The 17035-nt window shown below is 69.5% G+C and carries 14 protein-coding genes and 1 pseudogene; 8 read left to right on the top strand and 7 right to left on the bottom strand.

Annotation, left to right across the window (positions count from 1 at the left end; translation table 11 throughout):
* Window positions 1–25 precede the first annotated feature (25 nt).
* Window positions 26–1969 (top strand): SDR family oxidoreductase, encoded by a 1944-nt coding sequence (locus MVF96_RS08420; RefSeq protein WP_078112079.1) that lies wholly within the window; start codon window positions 26–28, stop codon window positions 1967–1969.
* Window positions 1970–2004: 35 nt separating this feature from the next.
* Window positions 2005–3046: pseudogene (locus tag MVF96_RS08415) on the top strand (alanine racemase).
* A 1-nt stretch (window position 3047) separates the two neighbouring features.
* Here MVF96_RS08415 and MVF96_RS08410 read toward each other — a convergent pair.
* From MVF96_RS08410 to MVF96_RS08395, 4 genes are all read right to left on the bottom strand, one after another.
* The gene (locus tag MVF96_RS08410) at window positions 3048–4277 is read right to left on the bottom strand and encodes a UPF0158 family protein (protein ID WP_058250679.1); all 1230 of its coding nucleotides are present in this window, start codon (window positions 4275–4277) and stop codon (window positions 3048–3050) included.
* Between the two features lie 82 nt (window positions 4278–4359).
* Window positions 4360–6033, bottom strand: coding sequence for a DNA polymerase Y family protein (locus MVF96_RS08405; RefSeq protein ID WP_058250680.1), 1674 nt, complete (start codon window positions 6031–6033; stop codon window positions 4360–4362).
* Window positions 6033–6881: a hypothetical protein gene (locus MVF96_RS08400; RefSeq protein WP_175404281.1), complete on the bottom strand. Its 849-nt coding sequence runs from the start codon at window positions 6879–6881 to the stop codon at window positions 6033–6035. The genes MVF96_RS08405 and MVF96_RS08400 overlap by 1 nt, the downstream gene beginning before the upstream one ends.
* A 257-nt stretch (window positions 6882–7138) precedes the next feature.
* A complete protein-coding gene (locus tag MVF96_RS08395; protein ID WP_058250682.1) occupies window positions 7139–8164 on the bottom strand; it encodes an Rv2578c family radical SAM protein in 1026 nt (341 codons plus the stop codon).
* 78 nt (window positions 8165–8242) lie between these two features.
* On the opposite strand from MVF96_RS08395, the gene MVF96_RS08390 reads away from it, so the two are divergent.
* Window positions 8243–9502, top strand: a complete 1260-nt coding sequence (locus tag MVF96_RS08390) for a serine/threonine-protein kinase (protein ID WP_058250683.1) — start codon at window positions 8243–8245, stop codon at window positions 9500–9502.
* Between the two features lie 16 nt (window positions 9503–9518).
* Here the strand turns inward: MVF96_RS08390 and MVF96_RS08385 are convergent, their stop codons facing one another.
* Window positions 9519–10244, bottom strand: a complete 726-nt coding sequence (locus tag MVF96_RS08385; RefSeq protein ID WP_058250684.1) for a LuxR C-terminal-related transcriptional regulator — start codon at window positions 10242–10244, stop codon at window positions 9519–9521.
* The gene (locus tag MVF96_RS08380) at window positions 10241–11509 is read right to left on the bottom strand and encodes an ATP-binding protein (protein WP_058250685.1); all 1269 of its coding nucleotides are present in this window, start codon (window positions 11507–11509) and stop codon (window positions 10241–10243) included. The genes MVF96_RS08385 and MVF96_RS08380 overlap by 4 nt, the downstream gene beginning before the upstream one ends.
* Before the next feature lie 173 nt (window positions 11510–11682).
* Here MVF96_RS08380 and MVF96_RS08375 point away from each other — a divergent pair, with 173 nt between their 5' ends.
* Window positions 11683–13095 carry a PspC domain-containing protein gene (locus MVF96_RS08375; protein ID WP_068971769.1) on the top strand — a complete coding sequence of 471 codons (1413 nt, stop codon included), beginning with the start codon at window positions 11683–11685 and terminating at the stop codon, window positions 13093–13095.
* The gene (locus MVF96_RS08370) at window positions 13092–13322 is read left to right on the top strand and encodes a hypothetical protein (RefSeq protein ID WP_058250687.1); all 231 of its coding nucleotides are present in this window, start codon (window positions 13092–13094) and stop codon (window positions 13320–13322) included. The genes MVF96_RS08375 and MVF96_RS08370 overlap by 4 nt, the downstream gene beginning before the upstream one ends.
* A 60-nt stretch (window positions 13323–13382) precedes the next feature.
* Here the strand turns inward: MVF96_RS08370 and guaA are convergent, their stop codons facing one another.
* Window positions 13383–14993, bottom strand: a complete 1611-nt coding sequence (gene guaA / locus MVF96_RS08365; protein WP_442902776.1) for a glutamine-hydrolyzing GMP synthase — start codon at window positions 14991–14993, stop codon at window positions 13383–13385.
* Window positions 14994–15090: 97 nt separating this feature from the next.
* On the opposite strand from guaA, the gene MVF96_RS08360 reads away from it, so the two are divergent.
* Genes MVF96_RS08360 through MVF96_RS08350 form a run of 3 tightly spaced genes read left to right on the top strand, consistent with a single transcriptional unit; the run spans window position 15091 to window position 17026 of the window.
* Window positions 15091–15729 (top strand): biotin transporter BioY, encoded by a 639-nt coding sequence (locus MVF96_RS08360; protein ID WP_058250881.1) that lies wholly within the window; start codon window positions 15091–15093, stop codon window positions 15727–15729.
* A 23-nt stretch (window positions 15730–15752) separates the two neighbouring features.
* On the top strand, window positions 15753–16427 hold the full coding sequence (locus tag MVF96_RS08355; RefSeq protein WP_058250689.1) for an energy-coupling factor ABC transporter ATP-binding protein: 675 nt from the start codon (window positions 15753–15755) through the stop codon (window positions 16425–16427).
* Window positions 16424–17026, top strand: a complete 603-nt coding sequence (locus MVF96_RS08350) for an energy-coupling factor transporter transmembrane component T family protein (protein WP_058250690.1) — start codon at window positions 16424–16426, stop codon at window positions 17024–17026. Before MVF96_RS08355 ends, MVF96_RS08350 begins: the two co-directional genes overlap by 4 nt.
* Window positions 17027–17035 lie beyond the last annotated feature (9 nt).

Below are 17035 nucleotides of genomic sequence, written 5' to 3'. Positions count from 1 at the left end.
CCGCCCATCTGATGGGATCTCTTCCATGACGAGCTACTTCATCACCGGGGGCAGCGGGTTCATCGGGCGACGCGTACTCGAACGTCTCCTGACCGTCGCTCCCGACGCCACCATCCACGCACTGGTACGCGAGACCTCGCGCGCGGCGTTCGTCGCCATGCTCGACGACCTCGACGCGGGCGACCGCGTGACACCCGTGGTCGGCGACCTGACCGCACCCGGACTCGGTATCGCACCGGACACCGTCCCCGCGATCGATCACGTCATCCACCTCGCGGCGATCTACGACATGGCCGCCGATGCGGAGTCACAGCGCGCCGCCAACGTCGTCGGGACCTCGCGCGCCGCCGACTTCGCGATCGCGCACGATGCGCTGTTCCACCACGTCTCCTCGATCGCCGTGGCCGGTGACCACCGCGGGCGGTTCACCGAGATGGACTTCGAAGTCGGACAGGGCTTTCCGACTGCCTACCATCGCACCAAGTTCGAGGCCGAACGTGTCGTGCGCGAACGCGAGGGACTCCGCTGGCGCGTCTACCGGCCGTCGATCGTGGTCGGCGACTCGCGCACCGGCGAGATGGACAAGATCGACGGTCCCTACTACTTCTTCGGCCACCTCGCGACGCTCGGCCGACTGCCCTCGATGCTGCGACTGCCGATGCCCGATCTCGGGACGCTCAACATCGTGCCGGTCGATTACGTCGCCGCCGCGATGGTCGCCCTCCTCGGCGTGAACCCCACGCGCAGCGGTTTGGTGTTCCATCTCAGCGACCCGAAGTCGCTCACCACCACCGAGATGTACAACGCGCTGGCACCGGCGTTCAAGGCGCCGAAGGGGTTCGACGCCATCCCACGGGCTGCGGTGGAACCCGTGATGACGTTGTCCGGCATGGGGATCGCGCGCGTCGGACGCAACCTCGTAGCCGCCCAGCAGGGGATCCCCGGGGCAGTACTCGACGCGGTGACGCTGCCGGTCGACTTCCGCGCCGACACCACCGTGGCGGTCCTGGGTGACCTCGGCATCACCGTGCCCGACTTCGCCGACTACGCCCCGCGCCTGTGGACCTACTGGTCACGACACCTCGACCGGTCACGCAACCGGCGCACCGATCCGCGCGGGCCGCTCGTCGGCAAGAACGTTCTCATCACCGGCGGGTCGAGCGGGATCGGCAAGGCCACCGCACGGATGTGCGTCGCACGCGGGGCCAACGTCCTCATCGTCGCCCGCAACGCCGACGAACTGGAATCGGCGACCGAGGAATTGAACTCGACGACGAGCAAGAAGGGCATCCCGCCCGGTCAGGTGACCGCATACCAGTGCGACATCACCGACGAGGAATCGGTCAATGCGCTCGTCAAGACCGTGCTCGCCGCGCACGGTCACGTGGACGTCCTGGTCAACAATGCCGGCCGGTCGATCCGTCGTGCCACGATCAACTCGGTGGATCGGTCTCACGACTACCACCGGGTGATGGCGGTCAACTACTTCGGCGCGGTGAACCTCGTCCTCGGACTGCTGCCGCACATGATCGCCCGGCAGGCGGGTCATGTGGTAAACGTGACCTCGATCGCGGTGCAGTCGCGTGGCCCGCGGTTCGGTGCCTACGCGGCGTCAAAAGCCGCTCTGGAGGCCTTCAGCGACGTCACCGGCACCGAAACGGTGTCCGACCACGTGACCTTCTCCAATGTCCGTCTCCCCCTCGTGAAGACGCGGATGATCGCGCCCACCGAGGCCTACGACAACCAGCCCGGGACCTGGAACGTCGACCGGGCCGCGGCGCGCGTGCTGCACGCGATCATCGATCGACCCAAGCGCGTCGACTCGCTGGTCGGGCTCGTCGCCGAGATCGGGCACCGCGTCACCCCCGGACTGACCACCCGCATCCTGCACCAGGAGTACCTGGTCTTCGGCGAATCGGCGGCGGCGCTGGGCCGTTCGGATCGTGACGCCGGCGGGCGGGACGCGTGATCGACACCCCGTATCTCGAGGTCGACGTCGACCGCATGACGCGCAACCTCGCGGTGCTCGCCGACCGCGCGCGATCGGCGGGCGTCGACTTCCGGCCGCATGCGAAGACCCACAAATGCGCCGAGATCGCGGGATGCAGATCGATTCCGGTGCCACGGGGCTGGCGGTGGCCACCATCGGCGAGGCCGAGGCCTTCGCCGACGCCGCCGACATCACCTCGTGCACCGACATCTTCATCGCCTATCCCATCTGGCCGACCCCGGCGAAAGCCGCCCGGTTACGCGCCCTCGCAGACCGGGTGTCGCTACGGGTGGGTGTCGACTCGGCGGAGGGCGCACGGCATCTCGGGGCGCTGCTCGGCGGGCAGCGGGTCGAGGCACTCGTCGAGGTCGACTCCGGGCAACACCGCACCGGGACCGCACCCGGGGACGCCGGAGGCGTCGCGGCGGCGGGCGTGTCAGCGGGGCTCGACGTCGTCGGCGTCTTCACCTTCCCCGGCCACGGCTACGGCGTCGGCGACACCCGCCGGCGGGCCGCGGAACAGGAGGTGGCGGCACTGCGTACGGCGGCGGAGAGTCTCCGAGCGCAGGGCATCGATCCGCGGGTGCGCAGCGGCGGATCCACACCCACCGTCGAATTCGTCGGCGACCCCACGTATGCGGGCGTGCTCACCGAGATCCGTCCGGGCGTGTATCCCCTCAACGACGCCCAGCAGGTCGAGATCGGCACCTGCGGATTCGACGACGTCGCTCTGACCGCGGTGGCAACCGTGGTGCGGAGCGAACCCGGACGGATCGTCCTCGACGCCGGCAGCAAGATCCTCGGCGCCGACCGAGCCGCCTGGGCGACCGGCCACGGACGCCTCCTCGATCACCCCGACGCCCGCGTCGTGCAGTTGTCCGAACATCACGCGGTGGTGGAGTTCCCGGCGGAATCGACGTCAGCCCCCGGTTGGGCGACGTGATCCGGGTGGTGCCGAACCACGTCTGCACTGCGGTCAATCTCGTCGACGAACTGGTGGCGATCGACGGCTCGGACAGCCGGTGGCCGGTCATCGCGCGGGGGCACAACAGTTGAGTCAGATCGGTCGGATGCCTTCACGGACCAGGAATTTGCGTGCCCGTCCGAACTTGCGGTCGGTGGAGAACGCATACCACTGCTGACTCACACCCGCTTCGTGGACGACGTCCCGGAACCTGCGGAACGCACCTCGTCCCTCGATCGCGCGCTCCAGACGGTTTCGCAGGTCGGGATCGGTGGTGCGCGTGGCGAAATCGGCCATGTCCCGCCAGCTGTCGCGCGAACCGATGCAGTCGAAGCGCAGCCAGCGGTCCGGGTCCTCCTCGACGTCGATCTCCTCATCGAGCACGCCCGGGTCGAGCATCTCGTCGTTGTACACGAAGCCGGTGCTCAGGTCGATGAGTCCGCCGGTGGACCGGTTCGGATCACCCTCCATCTCGTCGCTGAGCATCTCGAGATCCACCGCGATCGGCCGTCCCGGCGCGGGTTCCCCGCGCAGGCTCGCGAGCAGTTCCTCGGCGAGTTCGGCGTCGCCGGCCTCTCCCCGTCGTTTGAGTTGTTCGACGATCGACACAGCCACCGGTTCGGCTCGCTCGCGGCGCTTCTGCAGTGCCATCGGTACCCCGGGGCCGACCTGCTGGAGTGCGTCGTGCAGATCGCATCCGATGACGGCATCCAGGAAACGATCGGCATCCGACGACGCGATCGACCCGCGTACCTCGCCCAGATCGAGTTCACGTATCTCCTTCTGCGCGGGCCACTGGCCGACGAGCATCGGATGAGGAACGGTGGGGCGTGGTGGCGTCTCGTCGTCCCCATCGGCCGTCCGTCGACCGTACTGATCCGGGATGTCGCCCCAACCGAAGTACGCCAGCGGCGCTGTCGGCTTGATGCCCAACACGTCCACCGGGTCGACCTTCAGATCTCCCACGACGCACCGATGGGTCCACTCGTCGCCTAGATCGAAGGTGTACTGGAACTCGGAACCGGTCGCTGCGAACGCGGCGACCTTGGCCGTGGCGATGTCCACGGGCTCGGAGATCGGGCCGCCGATACCACCGGCCAGGTCGGCACCGAGCGCGGCGTCGGCGACCACCCTGCCGTCGTCCAGGGTGAAAAGTGACAGATGGGAACGATCCCATCGAGCGAACGCGTCATCGATGGCGGTCGCCAGATCCTTGAACGTGTGCGCCGGTCCGACCGCGAAAACCCTTCCGGGCCAGGGCCACAACTCAACGCCGCGACCACCGAGCAGTTCCACTGTCACCGACAACCAGGTACGTGCCATGCGTCGAGAGTGGCATCTCAGAGGCGAACGCGCACGCTTTCGGTCGCGGCGTTTCTTCTCGAAGCCACTCCGCGGGACGCAGTCACTCGTAGACACCTTCGACGATCCACTCCCCGGCGCGGTAACACAGCAGCAGGGCGCGCGAATCGTCGAGCAGCACCTGCGCCCGCGCGGTCAGTCCGGTCTCGGCGGCTCCGGTCGGCACCGAGGCCCCGGCGGGCAGGTCGGCGCCTCCGACCGGCCAGGGCCCGGCCCACCAGCACAGGCCCCAACTCGACCGGCGCGCCCGGGACGAGGCCAGCGCGACGGTCACCGGTTCGGCGGTGAAGGCCCCGCGATCGGTCACCTTCACCGGTTGCCCCACGGCGTCGAGCACGTGGATCGCGGTCTCCACCAGCACCGTCGGGCTGGGTTGTGGCAGGCGTCCGGGCCATGGCGCCGACGGATCCCGGCGCGGAGCCGGCTCGTCGCCCAGTGAGACCATGGTGATCCGTTCGGCGGGTCCACGACCACCGCTCAGCACGGGAATACGGACCGCATCCCCGCCCAGCAGCCCCTGTATCCGCACCAGCGAACGCCGGGCGCGCTCCTCCACATCCGGTTCACCGGCCAGCCCGCCACGGGAGAGATCGTCGGTGAGCTGATAGTGCAGGGCCCCGGCCTCGACGACCTCGACCGGTTCGAGCCGCAGCCGGACGATCGGCGAGTCGGGTCGGGCACTGCTCCTCGCTGCGCGCGGCTCGACCCGCGGGGAGGTGGGCCGCGCCGCGCCGGTCAGCCACCCCTCGAGTTGCCATCGGACACGATCCGCGGTCGTCTCCGGCGTCAGCGGTTGGGCACATCGCCAGGTTCGCGAATGCTGTTGTCCGCGTTCGGTGGTCGCGATGATGGTGAGTCGCGTGCAGGCCACCGCGGCATCACGCAGGCGTCGGTGCAGCACGTCGGCGAGGGTGCGACCGATGAACGCCGCGACGTCGATGCGGTCGACCGGCGGGTCGCAGGTGTGGTCGACGTCGAGTTCGGCCGGCACACCACGTGACGACGGGACACGCCCCGGCAGCGCATTGGCCAGCCGGTGCGCGACGACCGCATCCCGGGCGAACCGGGTGGCGACGTCGGTGACGGACATGTCGGCGAAGGCGCCGATCGTGCCGATCCCCAACCGGCGCAGCAACTCCACGAGATCGGCACGGGACGGATCGCTCATGCTGGGTTCGACGGCGAGGTCGGCGACGGGGCGGCCGGCGAGGTACTCCCGGTCACCCCCGGGCTCCACCTGATGCCCGTTCCGGGCGGCGAGGACGGCGGTGAAGATCTCGTCGGCGATGCCGACCTGCGACTCGATGCCGCACGCCGACACCACGTCGACGAGCTCCTCCGCGAGGGCCTCCATCCCGCCGAAGTAGCGGGCGGCACGGTCGCCGGCGATCACCAGGAGACCCGGCCGGAGCACTTCGAGGGCGGGGATCACCTCGGCGACCGCGGCGACCACCGGTTCGAACAGCCGTCCGTCCCGGTTCTCGTCGGCGGCGACCACGGTCATCTCCGTGCACGCCGCCTGCGCCTGTCGCTTCCGCATTCCCCGCCGCACACCGGCGGCCCGTGCCGAGGCCGAACAGGCCACCACCCGATTCGCCGACAGCACCGCGACCGGATGCAGCGGGGGCAGATCCGCCTCGGCCGCCGCGGCCATCGCCGGCCAGTCCGGGCACCAGAGCGCGAGGATACGCCGGGACCCCTGCTCTCCGGAGGGCATCAGTTCGCCACCGCGAGCACCGGGGAGACGGTCGCCGCCGCGACCATCTCGACCGTGCGATCGGCACCGTGGCCCGTCGCCCGGAGTTCGACCTCGGTGCTCTCGGATCGCCGGCCGCGGCCCGACACCGTGACCTCCAGCCGCATCCCGCCGATGCGGCCGTAGCCGCTGCGTGCGGAGTCGAGACCGGCCGCGCGGGAGGCGGGAGCAGACCGGCCGGGCAGGCCCGGACTGTGCCGGTAGGTGAGGACACGGGCCTCGAGGGCCAGTTGCGCACCCGGCCATGCACCACCGGTCACCAGCAGCACCGACGACTGTTTGCGCACGCGGCCCATGACCACCCGGGCACGCGAGGGGGCCACCATCTCGTTCCGCGGGCGAGCACCCTCGCCACCGCTCCCCAGGTCCAGGATCACCAGGTCCATACCGTCGAGCAGCACCGCTGCCACCTCGACCGGGTCGGGACCGGGATCGGGGATGGTGGCGATGCGGGACAGGTCGGCGCCCATCTCCGCCGCGGGCAGCAGACTCAACCGGGGCAACCCGACGATCCCCACCTGTCCACCCGCACGGGTCACCGAAGCGATCATCGCGATCAGCACCGAACGGGCGCCGTCGAGCCGGGCCACCGACCCTCGCGGAATACCGTTGTGCGGCAAGATGTCCGACAACGATTCCGGCACGGGAAGGACACCCACCGACCGGTCTCGGACCTCGACCACCCGCTGGTCGGGCCGACCGGACATGGCCGCCATCCGCCGGCGCAAACCCGCCAGCTCGTCGGCCCGGCCACCGGCCGCCGTATCGGTCACGGCATCGGTCACGGCCACACCAGCAGAGACATCCATCCGGCACCCTCCAGTCGACATGAGTAGTTCTCGAGCGAGCCGGGAAGGTGCGCGCCATCAGGGTTCTCGACACAGTTCCCGAACGATCCCGAGGAGGCCCCTCGTCCGCCGATCATTCGAACACTGTTTCGATTGTTCGAGAGTAGAACCAACCACCGACAAGCGTCAACCGAAGCCGAAAGCCGTTGCGCAGCACAGGATGTTTGCATCCACGCCGAAAACAGCCCAGCTCAGGGGCGCGGTCAGGACGGCACGGGTCAGAACAGGGTGAGGGCGTGCTGCAGCTCGGGCGCGGCCACCGTCGCCGGCGAGTCGGGACCCGATTGCCGGAGACCGCCGGAACCGGCCAGGCCATGCCGGTGCACGAGCGGCTTCATCCGGTCACGCAGCCACGAGGAGTACTCCGGGGTGACATAGGCGCCACGCCCGTAGAGCCCCCGGTACCGGCGGATGAGCGCCGGATGCTCCTCCGCCAGCCACTCGAGGAACCACGGCTTGGTCGAGGATCGCAGATGCATCGGGAACGCGGTCACACCAGACGCGCCCGCCTCGGCGAGTGCCTCGAGCAACGAGTCGAGATGCGCGGTCGAATCCGTGAGGTACGGGATGACGGGGGCCACCATCACATGCGGCGCGATGCCGGCATCGGCGAGATCGCGGATCACCGACAGCCGCGCCTGGGGCGACGGCGTCCCCGGTTCGATCTTCTTCTGCAGGTCCTGATCGAGGATCGCCAGCGAGATCCCGACGCTGACCGAGACCTCCCCCGCAGCCTGACGCAACAGCGGAAGATCCCGACGGATCAAGGTGCCCTTGGTCAGGATGGAGAACGGCGTCCGGGACTCGGCGAGCGCGGAGATCACGCCCGGCATGAGTCGGTACCGCCCCTCGGCACGCTGATACGGGTCCGTGTTGGTGCCCAGCGCCACCGTCTCCCGGGTCCACGACCGGCGTTTGAGTTCCTTGCGCAACACCGCCGCGACGTTGAGCTTCACCACGACCTGGGTGTCGAAATCGGTGCCCGCGTCGAGGTCGAGGTACTCGTGCGTCGGACGGGCGAAACAGTAGCGGCAGGCATGCGTGCACCCGCGAAAGGTGTTGACCGTGAACTGAAACGGGAGCTGCGAGGCCTCCGGCACGCGGTTGAGCGCACTCTTGGCCAGCACCTCGTGGAATGTGACACCCTCGAAATCGGGCGTACGCACCGACCGCACCAGACCCGAGCGGCTCAGCCCCGGGAGCGACCCGTCGTCGACCTCGACCGCCTGATCCGACCATCGCATGATGGGAGTCGAACATACGTACGAGATGGCTGTCAAGTGCGGTGCCCGCGGCGTCGACCTCGCCGCTATCATCTCCGTATGTCGACGACCGCCGGAACCCACCATGCGCCGGGTCCCCAGTACCTGGTGGCCGGCCGGTACCGTCTGAAGTCGCGCATCGGCGGCGGCGGCATGGGAACCGTGTGGCTCGCCCGCGACCAGCTCCTCGACCGTGACGTCGCCGTCAAGCAGGTCGTCTCCACCGAGGGCCTCACCGAGGACTCCGCCGACAACGTGCGCAAGCGGGCCATGCGGGAGGGGCGGATCGCCGCGAAGCTCTCCCACCGCAATGCGATCGCCATGCACGACGTCGCCCTCGACCGGGGTGAGCCCTGGCTGGTCATGGAATACCTACCCTCCCGCAGTGTGGCCCAGATCTTGCACACCACAAAGACTCTCGCGCCCGCCGAGGCTGCCCAGATCGGCGCCCAGGTGGCCGATGCGATGGTCGAGGCCCACGCCGCGGGGATCGTGCACCGCGACATCAAGCCCGGCAACATCCTCATCGCCGAGGGCGGACGGCAGACCGGCCTGGTCAAGATCACCGACTTCGGGATCTCGCGGGCGAAGGACGATGTCACTCTCACCCAGACCGGCGTGATCACCGGAACGCCTGCGTATTTCGCTCCCGAGGTCGCGCGCGGCGCCGATCCGCAGGAGGCCTCGGACGTCTACTCGCTGGGCGCGACCGTCTACACGATGGTGGAGGGTCAGCCGCCCTTCGGTGTCGACGACAACTCGATCGCGCTGCTACACAAGGTCGCACGCGCACGCATCAATCCCATGCAGAATGCCGCCGAGCTCGAGCCGATCCTGCTGCGCCTCCTGGAACCGAGCCCGACCAAACGCCCGACGATGAGTCAGGCACGAGACATGCTCACCTCGTTCGCGGCCGGTTCCCGAGGCACCCGCGACCAGGTCCTGACCGGCCTCATCACCCGGCCCGGAGCGGGCACGCCGACCTGGTCACAGCGCGGCGGCCGGTCGTCGACGACCGGTTCGCATCGTCCGGCCGGTGCCACCCTGCCCCCCTACGCCCCGACGATGTCCGCCGATCGCGGCTCCCGCGACCTTCCGGACACACGTCGCGGCATGTCCCCGACCCTGATGTCGACGCCGCAACCACATTCGTCGACGCCGAGACCGCCTGCCTCCCAGCAGTACTCGTCCGAATCCCGGCAACCGAACCCCGGTCCGCCGGCGCCGGGCACGTCGAGCACGGCACTGGCGGTGTCGATCTTCGTGTTCTTCGCCGTGCTCGCGGTCGTCGTCGTACTCGCGATCGCGCTGTTGCGCTGAGCCGGCGCCGCTGCGGTCAGCCGATGTGACGGGTGGCCGCCCATCGGGTGAGGGCATTGCGGTTGGACTGCTGGGTCTTCCGCAAAACGTTCGACGCATGTGTCTCGACCGTCTTGATCGAGATGAACAGCTCCTCGGCGATCTCCCGATAGGTGTACCCGCGCGCCAGCAGGCGCAACACCTCCAGTTCGCGCCTGGTCAGCGAGTCGAGTTCGGGGTCGAGCGGCGGTTCGGGTGCCGAGGATTTTCCGGTGAACGAGTCGAGGACGAAACCCGCGAGACGTGGGCTGAACACCGCGTCGCCGTCGGCGACCCGGCGGACCGCGTCGGCGAGTTCCGGGCCCGCGATCGTCTTGGTCACGTAACCGCGGGCACCGGCCCGGATGGTCGCGATGACATCCTCGGCCGCGTCCGACACACTCAGGGCCAGGAAGACCGGCGGTGTCGAACCCGTTGCATTCGAACCCGTTCCGTTCGATCCGAGTCGATCGAGCACCCCGCGCAGGACCGCCACCCCGCCGCCGGCCGGCATGTGCACGTCGAGCAGGACCACATCGGGAGCCGCCGCCACGATCCCGTCGATTGCCTCGGGTACGGTGCCCGCCTCGCCGACGACGCGCAGGCCCGGCTCGTCGGCCAGTTCGGCACGGACCCCGGAGCGGAAGACCGCATGGTCGTCGACGAGATAGAAGGTCACCGGACCGGGGCCGGTCGGGTCGGAACTCGGGGAACTCGGCGTCATCGTGCCTTCCTGTTGTCGGTCGGGGCGACCGCGTCGACGGTCACCTCGGCAGAGCGTCGGGTGTCGTCCGCTCTCTCGTCGATCGATCCCGATCCCCCGTCACCACGCGGCATCATCAGACCCACGTTCGTCCCGCGCCCGGGGGTCGACGTGATCCGCACGCGGCCGCCCATCCTCTCCACACGTGCGCGGATCGACCGGGAGATGCCCTGGCGGTCGTCGTCGACGGCGTCGGGGTCGAAACCGATTCCCCGGTCACGGACATACACCTCGACCTCGTCGTCGGTGATCTCGCCGTACACGTCCACGGTGCGTTCACCGGAGTGCTTGGCGGCGTTGACCAGCGCCTCGCGGGTGGCCCCCACGAGAGCCGACCAGCGTTTGGCGTCCCGGGTGTTGTCCGGACGCAGATCGCCGACGGTGATGATCTCCACCTCGATACCGTAGGCGTCCTCGACCTCGGCGCCGACACTCCGGAGTGCGGCCGCGAGCGAGCCGCGTTCGGTGGCCGGGTCGCCGAACAGCCAGGCCCGCAGCTCGCGTTCCTGACTCCGGGCCAGGCGTGCCACCTCCTCGGGGCGGCCCGCCTTCTTCTGGATCAGGGCCAGGGTCTGCAGGACCGAGTCGTGCAGATGCGAGGCGATCTCCTCGCGCTCGGCGTTGCGAATGCGGGCCGAGCGCTCCTCGTTGATGGTGCGCAGCATCCGCATCCACAGGGGCACGGTCAACAGGACGACGCCGATCAGGGTCGCCCCGACCGCGAGGATCGTGGAATTGAGACCGCCGAAGCTGCGATCCCCGGCCACCACCACGACCACGAGGCCGCCGACAACGAGCGCGACGCCGCCGATCAACCGCGTCCAAGTGCGCAGTGGGGTGCGGGGTGCGCGCGGGGATGTATCGAATTCGCGCCACACGAGGGCGGCGCCCAACGCGATGAAGACGAACGGGATGAGGTACTCCGCCGGGGTCCCCGACGCCGCGAATCCGACCACGCCCATGGCCACCAGCCCGACCATCGCCAGACCGAGGGATTGACGACGCTCTCCCGGTGCCGGTGACGCGGTGTCGTCGCCCTGCGGGCAGAAGAACCACAGCAGCCCGTAGGCGGCGACCCCGGCGCCGGCCAGCGCGGCCAGGACCACGAAGACGATCCGCACGCGGAAGACCTCGACCCCGAGATGATCGGCCAATCCGCCGGCGACACCGGCGACGACGCGGCCGCCGTCGCGGCGCACCAGTTTCGGGACCGGCTCGACCTCCATTCGACTCACTCCTCGATCGTCCCATGCGATCGGCTTCGCGACATCGGGGTCAACCCCGGTTCATGCGCCGCGATCTCAGGGTGTGTCCGCTCCGCCGCCCCCGGGCCTGGCGGATTCTCCGGGGGACAATTCAGGGGATCACCCGATGTGTCCGGGGCCGGACGGGCGGCACGATGATCGTCATGGACACCAAGGAGTTCCAGCAGCAGATCCAGGGCCTGTGGGCGACCCGTCCGTATCGGCCCGACGATCGGACGATTGCCGGCGTGTGCACCGGCATCGCCGCCCGGTATCGCGTCGACCCGACTCTGGTGAAGGTCGCGTTCGTGGTGGCCGCCTTCTTCGGCGGCAGCGGACTCATCCTCTACCTCGCGGCCTGGGTCGCGTTCCCGGGCGCCGGACGCGCCCGCGCCGATGCGCTCCGTGTCGATTCCCCCCGGGCCGGTCACACCGCGTCGCACAACTCGATGCACGGCCTGGGGAATCCGCAGGTGATCCTGCTGGTCGTGCTCGCGATCGTCATCGTCACCTCATTCGGCCCCAATCGCACCTGGGGCTCGGGCGGGCTCGTCGGCGCGATCCTGATGCTCGGCGGCTGGTACCTGCTGTACCTGCGGACCCCGACTCCACCGGCCGGTACCAGCATCGACACCGCGGCGGTCACCGACATCGTCGTCCCGCCACCGGCGGCCGGGCAGTTCGAACGGTGGGTGCCGCGCGCGATGAGCCACCCGGCCCCCGGCGCGGTCACCCCCACGGACGGCCCCCAGACCCCAGGAGTATCCATGACCAAAGCACCGGGCACGTCCGCGATCGGCGGGAATCCGGCCACCGAACACCCGGCCACCCCGGTGCCGGAAGTCGAACTGTCGAAGAACGAACCACTCGAGGCGAGTCCACCCGCGTGGGATCCGTTGGGAGCGGCGCGGTTCGCCTGGGATCTGCCCGAACCGACCCGCCCGGCCGAACCGGCCGTCCGTCGGCACCGTCGCTCACCGCTGACCCTGATCGTGGTCGGTCTGGCGACCATCGTGGGTGCGATCGGTGCGGGCCTGCACCAGATGGGTGTCGAGTGGTTCACCGTCCCCCACATCCTGTCGCTCTCCCTCGCCGTGATCGGAGCCGGACTCCTCGTCGCGGCCGTCGTCAAGCGTCGCACCGGCGAGCACAGCACGGGCCTGGCGCCCATCGCGGTCTCTCTCGGTGCCGCGGTCATCGTCACCACCGTGATCTCCGGGGTCAACGGCCTGTCCGGCCCGCTGCCGCCCGGCGGGGTCGGTGACCGCGAGTGGAAGCCGTTGACCGAGAACGACATCCAGGCCGAGTACTCACTCGGCATCGGCGAGATGGCCCTGGACCTGCGCGCGGTCGAACTCACCGCCGACCGGACCGTACGACTCGAGAGCGGGGTCGGCAAGATCACGGTCCACGTGCCGGAGACGATGAACGTGCGTGCCGACTGCCAGACCGGTGTCGGCGACTACAACTGCCCCACCGGGCTCGACGGCGGACGTGACGGCACCGATGGCCCGGTCCTGCAGATCGAGGCCCGCACCGGATTGGGAGAGGTAGAGGTCCTGCGATGAGCACTGAGATGAACGCTTCCGGCACCGATGACGACCGAGGTTGTGGCGCCACCCATCGCGCTCCCGGTCTGGGGCTGCTCGGACTCGCCGCCCTTGCCGTGGCCGGGTGGGGGCTCGCCGACGGGCCGGCGCTTCCCGACGCCGCCGACCTCGGATGGGTCGTCGTCGGGATCGGGCTGCTGGTCGGACTCGTGCTGATCGTGTCCGGCACGCGTTCCCGGCGCTGAGACCCGGCACGCGCAGACGAGAGCGGCCGGTGGCAGACGCCACCGGCCGCTCTCGTCAGCTCATTCCCACTCGATGGTGCCCGGCGGCTTGCTCGTCACGTCGAGCACCACCCGGTTGACCTCGGCGACCTCGTTGGTGATGCGGGTGGAGATGATCTCGAGGACCTCGTAGGGCACACGCGTCCAGTCCGCGGTCATCGCGTCCTCGCTCGACACCGGGCGCAGCACGATCGGGTGGCCGTAGGTGCGGCCGTCTCCCTGCACGCCCACACTGCGCACGTCGGCCAGCAACACGACCGGACACTGCCAGATCTGCGAGTCGAGGCCGGCGGCGGTCAGTTCCTCGCGCGCGATCAGGTCGGCCTTGCGCAGCGTCTCCAGTCGGTCGCCGGTCACCTCGCCGACGATGCGGATCGCCAGGCCGGGCCCGGGGAACGGCTGGCGGGCGACGATCTCCTCGGGCAGCCCCAGTTCGCGGCCGACCGCACGCACCTCGTCCTTGAACAGCAGACGCAGCGGTTCCACGAGACTGAACTCGAGGTCGTCGGGCAGACCGCCGACGTTGTGATGACTTTTGATGTTCGCGGTGCCGCTGCCGCCGCCGGACTCGACGACGTCGGGGTACAACGTGCCCTGGACGAGGAAGTCGACCTTCTCCCCCGCCTCGGCCTCCTCGCCGAGGACCTCGCTGACCGCACCCTCGAACGACCGGATGAACTCGCGGCCGATGATCTTGCGCTTGGTCTCGGGGTCGCTGACGCCGGACAGCTCACGCAAGAAGGTGTCGGCGGCGTCGACCGTCACCAGCTTCGCCCCGGTCGCCCCGACGAAATCGTGCTGTACCTGTTCGCGTTCTCCGGCGCGCAGAAGACCGTGGTCGACGAAGACACAGGTCAGACGATCGCCGATGGCGCGCTGCACCAGCGCGGCGGCCACCGCGGAATCCACGCCGCCGGAGAGCCCGCAGATGGCCCGCCCGTCACCGATCTGGTCGGCGACCGCGTCGATCAGCGCGTCGGCGATGTTGGCCGCCGTCCAGGTGGCCTCGAGACCGGCGATCTCGTACAGGAAACGGGTGAGGATCTGCTGGCCGTGCGGTGTGTGCAGCACCTCGGGGTGGTACTGCACACCGGCCATCCGGCGCTTCAGGTTCTCGAAGGATGCGACCGGCGCGCCGGGCGTCGACCCGGTGACGGTGAACCCCTCCGGCGGGGACTGGACGGCGTCGTTGTGGCTCATCCAGACCGGCTGGGTGTCCGAGAGACCTTGGTGGAGAACGCCTTCGCCGTTGGTCGTGAACGTCGTCCGGCCGAACTCGCGCCCGCCGGTGTTGGCCACCTCGCCGCCCAGCTTGTCCGCCATCGCCTGGAAGCCGTAGCAGATGCCGAAGACCGGGACGTCGAGGTCGAAGAGGGCGGGATCGAGGTCCGGCGCGTCCTCCGCGTACACCGACGACGGTCCGCCCGACAGGATGATCGCGACCGGATCCTTCTCCTGGATCTCCGCGATCGGCGCCTCGTGCGAGATCACCTCCGAGTAGATCCGCGCTTCCCGCACCCGACGCGCGATCAGCTGCGCGTACTGCGCGCCGAAGTCGACGACGAGCACCGGCCGCGGGCCCTCGAGGAAATCCTCGGGAGAGGACGAGTTCGCAGAAGAAGTGTCTGTCACCGGGCCGAGTCTAGTGGGCGGACCGGCGTCGATACCTGGTCACCCCGCCCGGTGGGTGCGGCTGCGCCGCCGCCGCGTGAAATACTCCGGAATCGACATGACTGCATCGCCGAAATCCCCCAACCGCTGGTCGCTGAGCATCGGCGACCTCACCCAGGCCGCCGTGTTCGCCGCGCTGATCGCCGCGCTCGGCCTGCCCGGGACCATCAACATCGGCACCAGCGGTGTGCCGATCACGTTCCAGTCGCTCGGGGTCATCCTCGCCGGGGCGGTCCTCGGCCCGCGGAAGGGCACGCTGGCCGTGGTCATCTTCATGGTGCTGGCGATCGCCGGACTCCCGATCCTCTCGGGCGGACGCAACGGCCTCACCGCGCTGTCCTCCCCGACGGCCGGATACTTCATCGGGTTCCTCCCGGCGGTCATCGTCATCGGGGTGCTGACCGCACTCATGGTCTCGACCGGCGGGAAGACGGGCTCCGGGAAATATCGCGTGCTGTGGGGCATCGGCATCAACGCGCTCGGCGGCATCGTCGTCCTCTACGCCTGCGGGGTGCTCGGCCTGCTGGTGCGGACCGACCTGACACTGTGGGCGGCCATCGCGACCAACGGTTCGTTCATCCCCGGCGACATCGCCAAGTGCGTCATCGCGGCCCTGGTCGCGGCCCAGGTCCACCGCGGCCGGCCGGGCCTCATCGAACCGTTGCGCGCGCGCCGATCCGGCACCGTGGCCGGCTGAGAAGCCGCCCCACCCCAGCGGCGATGATCGAATTCACCGATGTCACCCACGCCTACGGCGACCGGGTCGTCCTGCGCGAGGTCTCACTGACGTTGTCGGAGAACCGGATCGGGATCGTCGGCGCCAACGGCAGCGGCAAGTCGACGCTGGCGCGGATGATCAACGCGCTCGTCGTGCCCGACTCCGGGACCGTCATCGTCGACGGGCTATCGGTCGCGAAGAACAAGCGTGAGGTCCGACGCCGGGTGGGCTTCATCTTCTCCGACCCCGACCGTCAAATCATCATGCCGACGGTCCGCGAGGACATCGAACTGTCGCTTCGTCGAACCGATCTCGACAAGTCCGCGCGCGCCGAGCGTGCCGGCGAGGTGCTCGCCCGATTCGGCCTCGCCGACCACGCGGACCATCCGGCCCAGCGGCTCTCCGGCGGGCAGAAGCAGCTCCTCGCCCTGGCGTCGGTGTTCGTGACCGACCCCGCGATCATCGTCGCCGACGAACCCACCACCCTGCTCGACCTGCGCAACACCCGCATGCTCACCGACGTGTTCGCGACCCTCGACGAGCAACTCGTCGTCGTCAGCCACGATCTCGACATCCTGGCCGACTTCGACCGCGTCATCGTCATCGACGAGGGGCGGGTCGTCGTCGACGACGAACCTCGGCCTGCGCTGGCCGCCTACCGCGGGATGATGTCGTGAACGTCCTCGGCGTCTACCGTCCCGGCAACACGCTGCTGCACCGACTGCCCGCAGGCGTCAAGTTCGTCGCGATGGGCGTGGTGATCCTGGTGCTGTCGCTGACGGTCCGGTCGCTCACCGCCCTCGGCATCGCGACGGCCGGGGTCGCGGTCGTCTACGCGCTGGCGGGGATCGGGCCGCGCGAGGCGTGGCGGCAGCTGCGGCCACTGATGTGGTTGCTGCTGTTCATCTTCGCGTTCCAGGTCGTCTTCACCGACTGGCGGCGGGCGGTAATCGTCTGCGGCGTCCTCGCGCTGTCGGTCGCACTCGCCGCGGCCGTCTCGCTGACCACCCGCACGACGGACATGCTCGACACGATCGTCCGTGCGCTCGGCCCCCTGAGACGGCTCGGGGTGCGCGTGGACCTCATCGCCCTCGCGCTGGCGCTGACCATTCGGGCGATCCCGCTGATGGTCGAGGTGGTGCGGGAGGTCGACGAGGCACGCAAGGCTCGCGGGCTCCGGCCCGGTCCACGCATCCTCGTCGCGCCGGTTGTCCTCGCCGCCCTGCGCACCGCCGACGGTTTCGCCGACACCCTCACCGCGCGCGGACTGGACTGAGGCGACCTC

Origin of the sequence: Gordonia hongkongensis (genome assembly GCF_023078355.1) — a bacterium.
Taxonomy (GTDB): domain Bacteria; phylum Actinomycetota; class Actinomycetes; order Mycobacteriales; family Mycobacteriaceae; genus Gordonia; species Gordonia hongkongensis.
This window is presented reverse-complemented; position numbering and strand designations above follow the sequence as displayed.